Source organism: Rhodoplanes sp. P11, from assembly GCF_964266735.1.
Classification (GTDB): Bacteria; Pseudomonadota; Alphaproteobacteria; order Rhizobiales; family Xanthobacteraceae; genus Rhodoplanes; species Rhodoplanes serenus.
In genome coordinates this window covers 120,653-134,226 of record NZ_CAXWGY010000017.1, presented here as the reverse complement: position 1 = coordinate 134,226, position 13,574 = coordinate 120,653, and the positions used below count along the sequence as shown (strand labels likewise).

The 13,574-nt window shown below is 69.5% G+C and carries 10 protein-coding genes; 1 reads left to right on the top strand and 9 read right to left on the bottom strand.

Annotated elements, in window-relative coordinates:
* Positions 1 to 170: 170 nt before the first annotated feature.
* The 9 genes from ACFQUV_RS15215 to cpaB form a co-directional block, all read right to left on the bottom strand.
* On the bottom strand, positions 171 to 1,292 hold the full coding sequence (locus tag ACFQUV_RS15215) for a DUF2336 domain-containing protein (RefSeq protein ID WP_129611430.1): 1,122 nt from the start codon (positions 1,290 to 1,292) through the stop codon (positions 171 to 173).
* Positions 1,289 to 4,057 (bottom strand): EAL domain-containing protein, encoded by a 2,769-nt coding sequence (locus ACFQUV_RS15210; RefSeq protein ID WP_129611429.1) that lies wholly within the window; start codon positions 4,055 to 4,057, stop codon positions 1,289 to 1,291. Before ACFQUV_RS15210 ends, ACFQUV_RS15215 begins: the two co-directional genes overlap by 4 nt.
* Positions 4,058 to 4,408: 351 nt before the next feature.
* Positions 4,409 to 5,362 (bottom strand): type II secretion system F family protein, encoded by a 954-nt coding sequence (locus ACFQUV_RS15205; RefSeq protein ID WP_129611428.1) that lies wholly within the window; start codon positions 5,360 to 5,362, stop codon positions 4,409 to 4,411.
* A 9-nt stretch (positions 5,363 to 5,371) separates the two neighbouring features.
* Complete coding sequence (locus tag ACFQUV_RS15200) at positions 5,372 to 6,337, bottom strand: type II secretion system F family protein (RefSeq protein ID WP_129611427.1); 966 nt, start codon at positions 6,335 to 6,337, stop codon at positions 5,372 to 5,374.
* Between the two features lie 55 nt (positions 6,338 to 6,392).
* On the bottom strand, positions 6,393 to 7,799 hold the full coding sequence (locus ACFQUV_RS15195) for a CpaF family protein (RefSeq protein WP_129611432.1): 1,407 nt from the start codon (positions 7,797 to 7,799) through the stop codon (positions 6,393 to 6,395).
* A gap of 184 nt (positions 7,800 to 7,983) precedes the next feature.
* Positions 7,984 to 9,210, bottom strand: coding sequence for a response regulator (locus tag ACFQUV_RS15190; RefSeq protein ID WP_129611426.1), 1,227 nt, complete (start codon positions 9,208 to 9,210; stop codon positions 7,984 to 7,986).
* A gap of 144 nt (positions 9,211 to 9,354) precedes the next feature.
* The gene (locus tag ACFQUV_RS15185; protein ID WP_129611425.1) at positions 9,355 to 9,720 is read right to left on the bottom strand and encodes a hypothetical protein; all 366 of its coding nucleotides are present in this window, start codon (positions 9,718 to 9,720) and stop codon (positions 9,355 to 9,357) included.
* On the bottom strand, positions 9,704 to 11,260 hold the full coding sequence (locus ACFQUV_RS15180; RefSeq protein WP_129611424.1) for a type II and III secretion system protein family protein: 1,557 nt from the start codon (positions 11,258 to 11,260) through the stop codon (positions 9,704 to 9,706). Before ACFQUV_RS15180 ends, ACFQUV_RS15185 begins: the two co-directional genes overlap by 17 nt.
* A 58-nt stretch (positions 11,261 to 11,318) precedes the next feature.
* On the bottom strand, positions 11,319 to 12,203 hold the full coding sequence (gene cpaB, locus ACFQUV_RS15175) for a Flp pilus assembly protein CpaB (protein ID WP_129611423.1): 885 nt from the start codon (positions 12,201 to 12,203) through the stop codon (positions 11,319 to 11,321).
* Between the two features lie 395 nt (positions 12,204 to 12,598).
* Here cpaB and ACFQUV_RS15170 point away from each other — a divergent pair, with 395 nt between their 5' ends.
* Positions 12,599 to 13,525, top strand: coding sequence for an NAD(P)-dependent oxidoreductase (locus ACFQUV_RS15170; RefSeq protein WP_129611422.1), 927 nt, complete (start codon positions 12,599 to 12,601; stop codon positions 13,523 to 13,525).
* The last annotated feature ends 49 nt before the right edge of the window (positions 13,526 to 13,574 follow it).

Here is a 13,574-nt window from a genome sequence, read left to right as displayed (position 1 = left end):
GTCATTCCGGAAGCCGCGAAGCGGCTGTCCGGAATCCAGCCGAGAGTCAAAAGTCTGCCGCGTGATACGTGTTTCGCTGGGTTCCGGGTTTGCGGCGCCCGGACGGCGCGACGCGCCGATCCGGATGCCGCACCCCGGAACGACGACGAATCGATCAGCCGGATCTCGTATTACTCGCGGCCCGGGGCGTGAGGTTGGGCGTGCGCCTGAGCGTGGGCGGCGCGCTCGCGCAGCCGCAGGAAGTTCATCGCCTTGCGGGCCGTCTCGGGCCGCAGCTTGCTGTAGGCGGCGAGATACTCGGCATTGCGGTCCGGCGCATTGTGGCCGTCGCGCAGGCGCAGGATGGTCTTGGTGGTGTTCCACGACAGGCCGATCGCCTTGGCGACGAGGATCACCAGCTCGGCGCGCGGCTGCACCAGCGCGCGCTCGCAGGCCCCGATCGGCAGATCGGACAAGACCGACAAGGCGACCGTCGTCTCGTCGAAGCGCCCGGTGGCGGCGAACTCGCGCAGCTTGGCCTCGTCGAGCTCGCCGGCGCGCCGCAGCGCCTCGACGATGCGGCACGCCTCGGAATAGTCGCTCGACCGCATCCGCACGGTCTCCTGCACCCGGCCGGAGACCTCGGACAGCATGGTGCGCAACACCCGCGTGGACTGGCCGTCGACCGACTCCAGGCGGCGGCGCACGTTCTCGGAGGCGACCGCGAACAGCTTGAGCAGATGATGGCGCGGGATGTCCTGGCGTGTCCACACGCCGGCCGCCAGCTCGTCGTCCTCGCGCGATCGCTCGACCAGGATATCGTGTCCGCGCGCTGAGAACCGCGCGCCCTTGTTGGCCACCGTCGACAACGCGACGGTGCGGTCGCCGCGGGTGACGAGCACGTCCGACACCGCCTCGCTGACCACCGCCCGCTTGGAGATCGCCAGCAGATGATCCTGGCTCGCCGTGCTGGCCGCCGCCACCAGCTCGTCGTCGTCGAGCCGCGGCGACGTGGTGAGCACCGGCCCGGCGACGTCGATCGCCTCGTCCTGGGCCAGCTTGCGGACGAGGTTCTGCGGCGCATTGGGAATCGCGGCCAGCCGCCGGGCGAGCGCGGCCCGCACCGCCGTCTCCATCTCGCCGATCAGCAGCACCATGACGTCGTCGTAGAGCGCGACCTCGTGCTCGTCATAGGTCGATGCGCTGCCGAGAAACAGATCGGTGATCCGCCGCAACGCCTCGGCCCGGTAGCCGATGGGGCGCGTCGACAGGGCCTCTTCCAGCTCCTCGATGATGGTCCGGCTGTCACTCATGAGAGTCTGATCGTGTCGGTGTCCCGGGCGCCGGCCTGCTGCCGCCGCCCTGTCTCGAAGACGAGATCGCGGGCCGGCGCCGGCCGGCCGATATAGTAGCCCTGCACCTGATCGACGCCGGCCGCCCGCAGCATGCGAAGCTGCGCCTCGCTCTCCACCCCCTCGGCCAGCGTCAGCATGTCGAGCGAGCGTCCGAGATTGACGATGGCGCAGACGATGGCACCGCAATGGTCACGGGCCAGCAGGTCGCGGGTGAAGGACCGATCGATCTTCAGCTTGTCGAACGGGAACGTCGTCAGATAGCTGAGCGACGAGTAGCCGGTGCCGAAATCGTCGAGCGCCACCGAGATGCCGAGATTCTTGAGCTGGTGCAGGATGGACAGATGATCGGCCTGCCATTCGAGCAGCACCCGCTCGGTGATCTCGATCTCCAGCCGCTCCGGCGGCAGCCCGGAATCCACCAGCGCGCACATGATCACGTCGAGCAGGTTGGTCTTGCGGAACTGCACCGGCGAGATGTTGACGGCGATCTTGACGTGGTCGGGCCAGGTCGCCGCCTCGGCGCAGGCGGTCTGCAAGATCCACTCGCCGAGCGCCCCGACGAGGCCGGTGTCCTCCGCCATGGCGATGAAACGATCGGGCGCGATCAAGCCCTTGTCGGGATGATTCCAGCGCACCAGAGCCTCCATGGCGCGAAGCTGCTGGGTCACCGCATCGACCAGCGGCTGGTAGTACAGCTCGAACTCGCCGCGGGCGAGACCTTCGCGGAAATCCACCTCGAGCCGGTGGCGCTCGTCGGCGGTGGCCGCCATCGCCTGATTGAAGAAGGCGAAGCCGTTCCGGCCGCCGGCCTTGATCGTGTAGAGGGCGAGATCGGCCTTCTTCATCAGCTCGTCGGCATCGACGGCGTCCTTCGGCGCCATGGCGATGCCGATGCTGGCGCCGACCACCACCTTGTGGCCGTCGACGTCGAAGGGTTGGTCGATCAGGTCGATGATGCGACCGGCCAGCACGATGGCACTCTCCGCCATCACGTCGGAGGCATCCTCCTCCGGCACGAACTCGCGCGGCGGCGTCTGGATCACGGCGAACTCGTCACCACCGAGCCGGGCCAGCACGTCGACGGCGCGCAGCGCTCCGCGAAGCCGGGCCGCCACCTCCTTCAGCAGGGCGTCGCCGGCCGCATGCCCGAGTGAATCGTTGACGTGCTTGAAATGATCGAGATCGAGCATCAGCACCGAGAACGGCCGCTTCTCGATCTCCAGCCGGCGGCGCGCCACCGCGATCTCCTCGAGGAAGTGCGAGCGGTTGGCGACGCCCGTGAGCAGGTCGCTGTGGGCGAGCCGCTTGATCCGCTCCTCGGCCTGCCGGCGATCGGTGACGTCCTCGTGGGTCGACAGCCAGCCGCCGCCCGGCATCGGCCGGTTGGTGACCGCCACGATGCGGTCGTCGCGCAGCCGGTACTCGTAGGAGCACGCCTTCTCCCGAGCAGCCGCATCGATGCGCTGGACCACGATGTGCTCGGCCTCCAGCGGCGGGATCACCAGATTGGAGCAGGCGGTGAGCACCTCCGCCATCGGGACACCCGGCATGGTGACGCCGGGCGGGATGCCGTAGATCTCGCCATAGCGCGCATTGCAGACCACGAGCAGCGCCTGCGCGTCGTACATCGCCAGCCCCTGGCTCATGTTGTTGAGGGCGGCATCGAACCTGCGGTTGCGGAGCTGAAGCTCCGCCTTGTGGGCCATCACCTCGCCGTGCTCGCGAACCAGCGCCTCCGACTTCTCGGCCAGCGAGATCTCCGATGCACTGAGCAGGCGATACTGACGCGTCATCTGGGTGAGAAAGAACAGGACGGCCGCCAGAAAGCTGGCGGTGACGACACCGACCACGAGAGCGTGCGCCCGCCATTCCGCCAGAAGCACGTCTTCGGGAACCCCGATGCTGACCACCAGGGGGTGGCCCTGCAACGACTCGACCGCGACCCAGCGGGCGACGTTGTCGAATATGCCCCGCGAACGATAGCTGCCGCCGCCCTTGGCCACCACCTCGTACCATCGCGACCCAGACGGCACCAGCGAGCCGGCACGATCCAGCGTGTCCGGATGACGGAGGTAGACCCGACCGTCGGAGCGCGCCAGCATGAAGGTCTGATGCGCCAGCGCCTCGATCGGCCGGTAGACCTGCTCGAAGTAGCGGAGGCTGAGGCTGACGAAGACGATTCCGAGAAAGCGGTGATCGTTGCTGTTGATGCGCCGTGCGAACGCCACTGCCGGCTCGTTGTCGACCCGGTTGCGGAACGGCAACGAGGCGCTCATGCGGCCATCGTCGTTGGCGGCGAGGTCCTGGAAGTGCTCGCGGTCGGCGACGTTGATGTCGGGGGCCGGCCATCCCGCGGTGGACAGCACGATCCGGCCCTGGCTGTCGGCGACCGCGATGTTGAACGCCTGCGGCAGCCGACTGCGCCAGTGCAGCATCGCTTCGCGCAGCGCCTTCGGATCGGTGATCCGCGGTGCTCCTTCGGTATCCGGCCCGTTCTCCGCCTCGATCCGCGACGCTAGCTCGTGCAACGCGATGTCGATCGCATTCAGCGCGCGTGTGAGCTGGCCGGCCAGCACCACCGCCGTGTTGCGGGCCTCGCGCACGCCGGACTGGAGGTCGTGCTCGCGGGCGTTCCACAGCGAGGCGGCGGTGGCCACCATGGCCAGGACGAGCACCAGACCGATGGCGACGGACAGCGCGCGGAATGTCCGTGGTCGGGGCATCGTCTGGCTCGGGGCGATGGTGGGCCGAGGGGTTGTGCTTCGTCGATACTGGCCGGTAAAACCTAATATTTCATGCGTCCGACGGCGCGTTTCGGCGCGCGATGCAGCTGCCGCGGCATGGTTCTCATGCGCCGATCGCGCTCTCTCGCCCGGTCGAGCTAGCCCGTGCGCTTCTCAGCCCACCGGACATGATCGGCATACGCGCCGCGTCTCCGCTCCGCGACCGGCGCGACAATCAATGAGGTTGCATCATACGGCGTCGTGGCGAGACTCGGCGCGCATCGGGTTCTGCTCGTGATCCATCACGACGATCGTGACGACGGCGCGCCGATTCGCGTCGCCGGACCATGCTCAATAGGCGCCGAGCTTCACCCGCACGAACACCGGCAGCAGGATGACCACGAACAGCACCGGGAACACGCAGACCATCAGCGGCACCGACAGCTTCACGGGCAGGCTGTAGGCCTTCTCCTCGGCAAGCGACAGGCGCTTGTGGCGCATGTCCTCGCTGTAGACGCGCAGCGCGTCGGTGATGCTGGAGCCCAGCTCGTCCGATTGCTGGATCAGGGTCGCGAAGGAGCGCACCTCCTCCAGCCCGAGACGATCGCCGAAGTGCTCCAACGCCTCGGTGAGCGTGCGGCCGGCGCGGATCTCCAGGTTGGTGATGTGGATGTTCTGGGCCAGCGCCGGATAGGACGAGGCCAGCTCCCGGCCGATCCGCTCCAGCGAGCCTTCCATGCCGAGGCCGGCATCCGCACAGACCACCAAGAGGTCCATGAAATCCGGAAAGCCGGTCCGGTACTCGTCGCGGCGTTTCTTGACGATCCGATCGAGCGCCAGGCTCGGCCCCAGATAGCCGGCGAGACCGGCGACGCCGACCAGCGCCCAGACCGTCGAGTCGCTCAGCGTGGAGACCAGCGGCAACACCCCGAAGGCGGCGATCCCGAGTCCCGCCGCCAACACTCCGCGCACCAGGAAGAAGAAGCCGACCGCCCGCGGATCGAAGATGCCGGCCTGCACCAGGCGCTGGCGCAGGAGCTTCATGCTCCCGTCGTCGAAGCTCGCATAGTGCCGCGTGGTGTAGTCGATCAGGCGCTGCACGGCCTCGACGCTGGCCTGCCGAAACGAGCGCCGCCCGCCGGCGCCGTCGTCGAGATCACCGCCCCCGACGATGCCGGCGGCGCGCCGCCGCACCGCTCCGCGCACCCGCACCATCGCCATGATGCCGAAGGTCGCGGCGGCCGCCGCCACGAACACGAACAGCGTGATCAGCAGATCCATGTTGTCGGAGATGAGATCGGCCATCCGGCGTGCTCAGATCTTGAAGTTGACCATGCGGAACATCAGCAGATTTCCGGTGACCATCCAGAGCGCGGCGCCGCCGAGCCCGAGCTTGGTGAGATCGTACTTCCACACGCTGCCGTAGAAGTCCGGCGACACCACCTGGATGATGAAGAACATGGCGATCGGCAGCGCCGACAGCAGCATCGCCGACATCTTGCCCTCCGACGCCAGCGCCTTGATCTTGCGCCGCATCTTGAAGCGGTCGCGGATCACCGACGAGAGATTCTCCAGGATCTCGCCGAGATTGCCGCCGGTCGAGCCCTGGATCGCCACGGCGGTGACGAACAGCGGCAGGTCGTCCTGGCCGACGCGGTCGAACAGGTTGCGCATGGCGGTTTCGAGATCGGCCCCGTAGGTGATCTCGTCGGCCACGATGCCGAACTCGGTGCCGACCGGGTCGGGCAGCTCGCGCGCCACCATGGTGACGGCGATCGGCACCGGATGGCCGGCCCGCAGGCTGCGCACGATGATGTCGATCGCATCGGCAAACTGAGCACCGAACCGCTTCTGCCGGCGCGCCCGCAGCATGCGCAGCACTAGCACCGGGGCGACGCTGACGCAGGCGAGAGCCGCCAGGGTCGCCTCCACCAGGCTGTCGCGGAGCACCACCACGCTGCCGAAGGCCAGCACGGCCGCCGCCAGCGCGTAGAGCACGAGGCGGGTGATGCCGCCCGCCATGCCGGATTGCAGCAGGAGCCGGTTGAGCGACAGGAACGGAAGAGTCAGCTCGCCGCTGCCGGTCAGCCCGCGCTCGCGGCGGAGCTGAATCAGGATGTCCTCCCGGTCGCTATTGCCGTTCAGCAGCGCGAGCCGCCGGTTGACCTTCTTGCGGTAGGACGTGGTCGAGAAGCCGAGCAGATAGATCGCCTCGGCGAACAGGATGGCGGAGATCGCCGCGAGGCCGTAGATCACATAGAGCGGATCGATGTCGGGCATGGCGCTCAGCTCCGGCCCCGCCGATCCCATCCGTCTCGCGATGCGCGCCCGGCCGTCACAGCGGATGCCCCGGATCGAAATAGCTGGACGGGATCTTGATGCCTTTGGCGGTCAGCTCGGTCAGCACCCGTGGGCGCACCCCGGTGGCGACGAAGTGGCCCTGCACGGTGCCGTCCTCCAGCGTCGCGGTGCGGACGAACTTGAAGATCTCCTGCATCTGGATGATCTCGCCCTCCATGCCGGTGATCTCGGCGATGCTCATCACCTTCCGCTTGCCATCGGAGAGGCGGGAGAGCTGCACGATGATGCGCACCGCGGCGGCGATCTGGCCGCGCACCGAGGCGATGGTCATCGGCAGGCCGGCCATGCCGATCATCTGCTCCAGGCGCGAGATCGCCTCGCGCGGATTGTTGGCGTGGATGGTGGCCATCGAGCCCTCGTGGCCGGTGTTCATCGCCTGGAGCATGTCGAACGCCTCCTCGCCACGGCACTCGCCGAGGATGATGCGCTCGGGCCGCATGCGCAGCGCGTTCTTGACGAGATCGCGCTGGCGGATCTCGCCCTTGCCCTCGACATTGGGCGGCCGCGTCTCCATGCGGGCGACATGCGGCTGCTGAAGCTGGAGCTCGGCCGCGTCCTCGATGGTGATCAGCCGCTCCTTGTCGGAGATGAACGCCGACAGCGCGTTCAGCATCGTGGTCTTGCCGGAGCCGGTGCCGCCCGAGATGATGGTGGTCACCCGCGCCTTGACCAGCGCCGCGAGCAGCTCGGCCATCTGGGGCCGCAGCGCACCGACATCGACGAGCTTGCTCAGGTGCAGCGGCTTCTTGGAAAACTTGCGGATCGACACCAGCGGCCCGTCGACGGCGACCGGCCGGATCGCCACGTTGACGCGGGAGCCGTCGAGCAGGCGCGCGTCGCACAGCGGATGCGACTCGTCGACCCGACGCCCCACCGCCGAGACGATCTTATTGACGATGCGCAGAAGATGCGCCTCGTCCTTGAACCGCACCTCGGTCGGCTCCAGCATGCCGCCACGCTCGACATAGACGCATTCGTGGCCGTTGATCAGGATGTCGCTGATGCTGGCGTCCTTCAGCAGCGGCTCGATGGGGCCGAGGCCGGTCATCTCGTCGAGGATCTCGGTGACGAAGTCGCCGAGCTCGCGGGTGTTCAGCGCGAGTCGCTCGACCAGCACGTACTGGGCGACGAGCTGCTGGATGTGCTTGCGGATCTCCTCCTCGGGCAGCTTCTCCAGCGCCGACAGGTTGATCTCGTCGATCAGCTTGCGGTGCAGCCGCACCTTGGCGTCGAGCAGCTTCTCGCGCATCGCCGGGCTCGCCGGCACAGGCCCTGCCGGCAACGCGGACGTCGCCGCGGAGAGCATCGCCGGCGCCGGAGACGGCGCCACACTCGGTGGCGCGGACGCAGCATCGACGGCCGGCGCCGCGGTCCGGGTCATCGCCTCGTCGCCGCGGGCGCTCGTGGTGTCGTGGTCGGCCGGCAGCGGCGCCGGGCCGGGCGCCGGCACCATGACGGGCAGCGGCGCCGGCGCCGCCGCCGGCGGCTCGGCGGCCGGCGCGGGGGCGAGACGGCGGAAGCTGAAGCGTCCACCCATGGTCAGCTCCCCTCGGCGGGGCCGGTGGTCAGCCGCGGGCCCATGACAACCCCAGTCGCCGCTTGGCGGTCGGCTCGACGGCCCGCTCCGTCGCCTGCGCCGGCGTGACGATCTTGCGGAGCTGGGCGGAGATCCGGTTGCCCGGCTTCACCTCGTCCAGCGGCACGCCGCGATCGATCGCCTCGCGCACCAGGCGGTAGTCGTTGGGAATCGTCGCCAGCAGGTCGTCGCCGAGCGCCTGATCGAGATCGCGCTTGCGCAGCCCGGTGCCGAACAGCGACTGCTCGAAGCGATTGATCAGCACCTGTGGGCGCGGCCCCTCGTCCAGCCGCTCGCGGATGGCGCCGACCAACTGCTTGGCGTGCTTGATGCCGGGCACCGTCAGCTCGCTCACCACATAGACCCGGTTGGAGCCGAGCAGCACGTTGTCGGTCCACGGGAACCAGGTGCGCGGCAGATCGATGACGACGTAGTTGAAGTGCGACGAGACGAGATCGAGCAGCCGCGTCACGATCTCCGGATCGAACGAGCGCATCTCGGCCGGCCGGCAGGGTGCCGCGATCACCGCGAGCCCGGAGGCGTGATACGACAGCATCACCTCGAGGAGCTGGCGATCGAGCCGCTCCGGCCGCGGCTCGATCTCGCCGAGGTCGAGCCGCGGCTCGAGATCGAGATAGTCGGCGCAGGCGCCGTGCTGAAAGTCGAGATCGACCAGGCAGGTCGCCGGCCGCGTCTTCTGGGTGCCGCTGCCGAGCAGCAGCAGCGCCGTCTGGATGGCGAGCGTCGTCACTCCGGCGCCGCCCACCGCCGACAGGTAAGTGAAGATCTCGGCCTCGCTGGTGTCGCCGGCGGCCGGCGTCTGCACCACGCGGGCGCAGGTGCGCACCAGCTCCACCGGCTGCACCGGCTTCACCAGGAAATCGGCGATGCGCAGCTTGAGAAGCTGCCGCATGACCTCCTTGTCGAAGACATCGGTGACGGTGACCACCGGCGGCCAGCCGTCCAGCCGCGCCGTCAGAGCCTCCAGCGCCGCCATGTCGTCGGCGCCGGCAACATTCAGGTCGATCACCACCACGGTGGCGTCGGCGGCCGCGACGGCATCGGCCTGCGCCGCCAGCGCACCGTCGATCACCTCCAGCTCGATCTGCGGCGCGGCCCGGAAGGTGTCGCGAACCAGATCGGCGAACGGCGGGTCGGCCGTCACCACGACGACCCGGGTTCGACTGCTGGACGGCTTGGCACGGGGACTTCGCATGTCGGGGGATCTTCCACGTTCCGGGGTCGGGTGCGGCGACGCCTAGAGCGGAATCCAACCCAACGGGATCGGACTCCGCGCTAGAAGTCCTTATTTGATCGCATTTTCGACGGCGAACCGGAGTCCACTTCGCCGGACAATGCTCTAGTCCTTGACGGCCGCACCTCCCGAACTCTGGGCCGCGACGGTCGGGGCGCCGTCGGGCGTCTGCGACTGCTTGTAGGTCGAGGTGGTGCCGAGACCCTGCGGCTTGATCACCCGGCCGGTGCGGTAGCGCTCCTGGGCGATGGCCACATTGGGGCCGTGGCCCGGGATGTTGCGGTTGGCGGCGGCCGGCGGCCACGGGTCGATGGTGTGGATCGCCACGTTGGTGGCGACCGCGTCCTGGGCGCCGAACATGACGGTCTCGCGCCGGTCGTAATAGATGTCCGAGCAGCCGGCCACGACGGCGGCGAGCAGCAGCGCGCCGGCGAGCGCGGCACGCCGGAGCCGGTTATTGCAGCACGACATGGGTGCCTCCCTGGGGCAGCTCGAGCATGTGGCCGGTATAGGGTCGCAGCGCCGCCGTCTCGCCGCGCACCGCCGGGGTGCGGGCGAGCTCGGGCTTGCCGCCGGCGAACAGGTCGAGATCGTTGGCGGGCACCGTGGCATCGAGCGGCGTGCGCAGCGGGTCGCCCGGCCGCGCCGGACGCGCCAGCCGCGGCGTCACGATGATGACGAGATCGGTTTCCTTCTTGATGTAGGAGCGGCTGGAGAACAGCGCGCCGAGCACCGGCACGTCGCCGATCCACGGCAGCTGCTCCTGCGCCGTGCTGCTGTCGTTCTGCAACAGTCCGGCGAGCGCGAAGCTCTGGCCGTCGCGCAGCTCCAGCGTGGTCGAGGCCCGCCGCACCGTCAGGCCCGGCACCGAGATGCCGTTGGCGACCGACACCGTGGTGGTGCGGTCGATCTGGCTCACCTCGGGCTCGATCTTCAGGTTGATGACGCTGCCGCCCAGCACCGTCGGGGTGAAGGCGAGGCTGACGCCGTAGCGCTTGTACTCGACCGAGATCTGGCCGAGCGTGCCCGACACCGGGATCGGGTACTCGCCACCGGCCAGGAAGTTGGCGGTGTCGCCCGACAGCGCGACGAGGTTCGGCTCGGCGAGGCGACGCACCAGGCCGCGCTCCTCCAGCGCGTTGAGGGCGACGTCGATCTGCATGCCCTGGAGCAGCAGGCTGCCGACCATGAAGCCGAACGGATTGCCGCCGGAGAGCACGCCGGCCGCCGCCGTTCCGACCGTGCCGAAGGTCGGCGGGCGCGGCACCGGCAGCCCGGAGGCGGTGCGATCGCTGCCGACATTGCCGATGAAGCGCCGGTTCTCGCTCCAGGCGTTCCACTGCACGCCGAGCTCGCGGCCGGCCGAGCGGGTCGCCTCGACGAAGCGCACCTCGAGCAGCACCTGCTGGGGCGCCGCCACCTGCACGGCGTTGATCACCTCGGGGCCGAACTGGCGGGCGATCGAGAGCGCCTGATCGAGCGTCACGCCATCCTGCACCGAGCCGGCCAGCAGGATGCGGCCGTTGACGCTGGAGACCCGGAACTTGGCGCCCGGGAAGCGCTGAGCCAGCTCGGAGGCCAGCGCCGACACGTCGTAGGACACCTCGACGTCGAACAGGCCGACCAGCTTCTTGCCCTCGCCATACACCGAGACGCGGGTGGTGCCGATCTTCTTGCCGAGGATCGACAGCGACTGGTCGGTGAGCGGATTGACGTCGGCGATCTCCGGGTCACCGAGGGTGACCTCCATGAAGGGGGCGTCGGTGCGCACGTCCTGCGACTTGCCGACCGGCACCGTCACGGCGGCGGTGCGCTTGCCGCCGCCGAGCTGCACCACCTTCTGAGCCTGCGCGGCCCCGGCCACCAGCGGCAGCGTCGCGGTGGCGAGCGTGGCGCCGAGCGCGACGGCGAGGGAGATGACGAGCGAGCGCCAGGCGGTCCGGCGCCGGCCGGCTCTGCGCTGGGAGGACCGCGGTTCCGTCGCGGTCGTGATGATGTCGTCCCCGTCCATTCCGAGCCCCCGATGTCCCTCGGCGCTCCACGCCCCCCGGCATGACGCGCCGTCGATCTCACTGCGCCGTCGCGTAGGCCGCGGCGTTTCCGGCCTCGTGCGGCACCTGGTATTCCTGCTTCTGCGCTCCGCGAGTCACCACCACGGTGGCGACCTCCTTGCGGGCCGCCGGCTTGTCGGTCTTGTCGGACTTGTCGGTGCCCATCAGGTCGCTGAACAGATCCTTGAGGGTCACCCGCGAGGTCCTCGTCTCGCTCACCTCGCCGGCCTTGCGCAGCAGCAGCGACAGCGAGCCGACCGAGGAGGCGAGGCTGAGCTTCTGCCCGGCGGCGGTGTCGACCTCGAGGGTCACCGCCTTGGACACCGTCGGGCTGGCGCTGCGGTCGTCGGCCATCTGATCGACGGCGAGCACGCGGACGTCTTGCAGCAGCACCTGGGTCGAGGCGTTGTCCTTGTCGACCTGGCGGGTCAGCACCACGTCGACACGGTCGCCCGGCAGCACGAAGCCACCGACACCGTCGACATCGTTGACCCGGATGGTCACCGCCTTCATGCCCGGCCCGACCAGCGCCGACAGCGTCGCGCGCTGGCCCGGCCCGGTGATCTTCATGGCCAGCACCGGCTCGTTCGGCTCCATCGGCGACAGCACCACGCGCTTGCCGCTCGACAGCAGCTCCGGAATGGTGGCGACGGCGCCCGGCGGCAGCGCATCGGCCGGCCACGGCGCCTCACGCAGCACCTGCGCCGACAGCTCGTGGCCGAACCGCAGCGGACGGGCCGCCACCACGACGGTGCGGGACGCCACCGCGGGTGCACCGCGGCCGGCCTCCAGGCTGCGCATCCGCGCCTCGGCCTGGCTGTTGAGCCAGCTCCGCGTCGCGAACACGGCGAGCAGCCCGAAGACGGCCGCCACCGCGATCATGATGACTGTGCTGGTCCGCACCGTTCTGGTCCTCTCGGGACGCGACAACGGCGTCCCTCCGGACTTACTAGGAGCTGCGAAAGTATTGAATTCGTGAACCGAACGGCGCTTCTCCCGATATGCTTTAGGCCGCCTGAAGAGATATTGTTGACGAACCGTTCACACCCGCGGCGAACTCGTGGCGCCCCTTAAGCATGTGCCGCGAATGGCGGCGGGCGGCGCGTTTGCGCCACAGGCCGCCGCCGGTGAGCAGCCTCGTCCAGCCCCCTGGTGTCTCGATGGGTGGGAATGCGGGGCGGCGTCGCTCGCAGGCTCTGGCCGTGGCGAAACCGGCCGTCACAAACTGGCCGTCACGAAATCAGTGGCGTGGCTGCGCCGGTTGCGAAATAGTGCTCGATCAGCACGGGACCCCCGCCATGCCGATCACCATCGCGATCCTCGCACCGGGTGAGATGGGCGCCGCCGTCGGCGCGCGACTGGTCGCCGCCGGCGCCCGCGTGACCACCTCACTGGCCGGCCGCAGCCCCGCCACCGCGGCGCGTGCCCAGGCGGCCGGGCTGGCGGTCGCCGAAGGCGATGCCGCCCTGGTGGCCGAGGCCGACATCGTGCTCTCCATCGTGCCGCCCGGCGAAGCGGTGGCGGTCGCCAAGCGGCTGCGGCCGGAGCTCGCCCGCGCCGGCCGCAAGCCCGTCTATGTCGACTTCAACGCGGTGTCGCCCGACACCGTGCGGCACATCGCGGCGGCGCTGGCCGGCACCGGCTCGCCGTTCGTCGACGGCAGCATCATCGGGCCGCCGCCCGGGCCGGGCCGCCGAACCGTCTTCCACGTCGCCGGCGCGGCCGCCTCCGACGTCGCCAAGCTGCGCCAGCATGGTCTCGACGTCCGGGTGCTGGAAGGCCCGGTCGGCGCCGCCTCGGCGCTCAAGATGTCCTATTCGGGCATCACCAAGGGTCTCACCGCGATCGGTGCCGCCATGGTGCTTGGCGCGACGCGGGCCGGCTGCGCCGCCGATCTCGCCGCCGAGCTGGCCGAGAGCCAGCCGCATCTCGCCGGCTGGCTCGGCCGCCAGGTGCCGGCCATGTTCCCCAAGGCGTACAGGTTCGTGGCCGAGATGGAGGAGATCGCCGACTTCCTCCACACCGACCGGCCGTCCTGCGAGATCTACCACGCGATGGCGCGGCTCTACGCCCGGCTCGCCGCGGCCGACGGTGCCGACGAGATCGATGCGCTCGCCCGCTTCTGTGCGACGCCCGGTGCCGCCCGCCCACCGGCGGTGCGATCCGCCGAGCCGGAGCCCCAGGCCGCCACGGCCACGGCGGAGGGGTCCGATCCCGGTCTGTGAGCACCGCACCGCCGCTCAACGCCGCAGGGTTGACGAGCCGTCAACGACC

What these genes read in the sequence shown, in the direction of transcription:
- ACFQUV_RS15215 (WP_129611430.1), bottom strand. Translation starts at nt 1,292, where the DNA reads ATGAGTGACAGCCGGACCATCATCGAGGAGCTGGAAGAGGCCCTGTCG.
- ACFQUV_RS15210 (WP_129611429.1), bottom strand. Translation starts at nt 4,057, where the DNA reads ATGCCCCGACCACGGACATTCCGCGCGCTGTCCGTCGCCATCGGTCTG.
- ACFQUV_RS15205 (WP_129611428.1), bottom strand. Translation starts at nt 5,362, where the DNA reads ATGGCCGATCTCATCTCCGACAACATGGATCTGCTGATCACGCTGTTC.
- ACFQUV_RS15200 (WP_129611427.1), bottom strand. Translation starts at nt 6,337, where the DNA reads ATGCCCGACATCGATCCGCTCTATGTGATCTACGGCCTCGCGGCGATC.
- ACFQUV_RS15195 (WP_129611432.1), bottom strand. Translation starts at nt 7,799, where the DNA reads ATGACCCGGACCGCGGCGCCGGCCGTCGATGCTGCGTCCGCGCCACCG.
- ACFQUV_RS15190 (WP_129611426.1), bottom strand. Translation starts at nt 9,210, where the DNA reads ATGCGAAGTCCCCGTGCCAAGCCGTCCAGCAGTCGAACCCGGGTCGTC.
- ACFQUV_RS15185 (WP_129611425.1), bottom strand. Translation starts at nt 9,720, where the DNA reads ATGTCGTGCTGCAATAACCGGCTCCGGCGTGCCGCGCTCGCCGGCGCG.
- ACFQUV_RS15180 (WP_129611424.1), bottom strand. Translation starts at nt 11,260, where the DNA reads ATGGACGGGGACGACATCATCACGACCGCGACGGAACCGCGGTCCTCC.
- ACFQUV_RS15170 (WP_129611422.1), top strand. Translation starts at nt 12,599, where the DNA reads ATGCCGATCACCATCGCGATCCTCGCACCGGGTGAGATGGGCGCCGCC.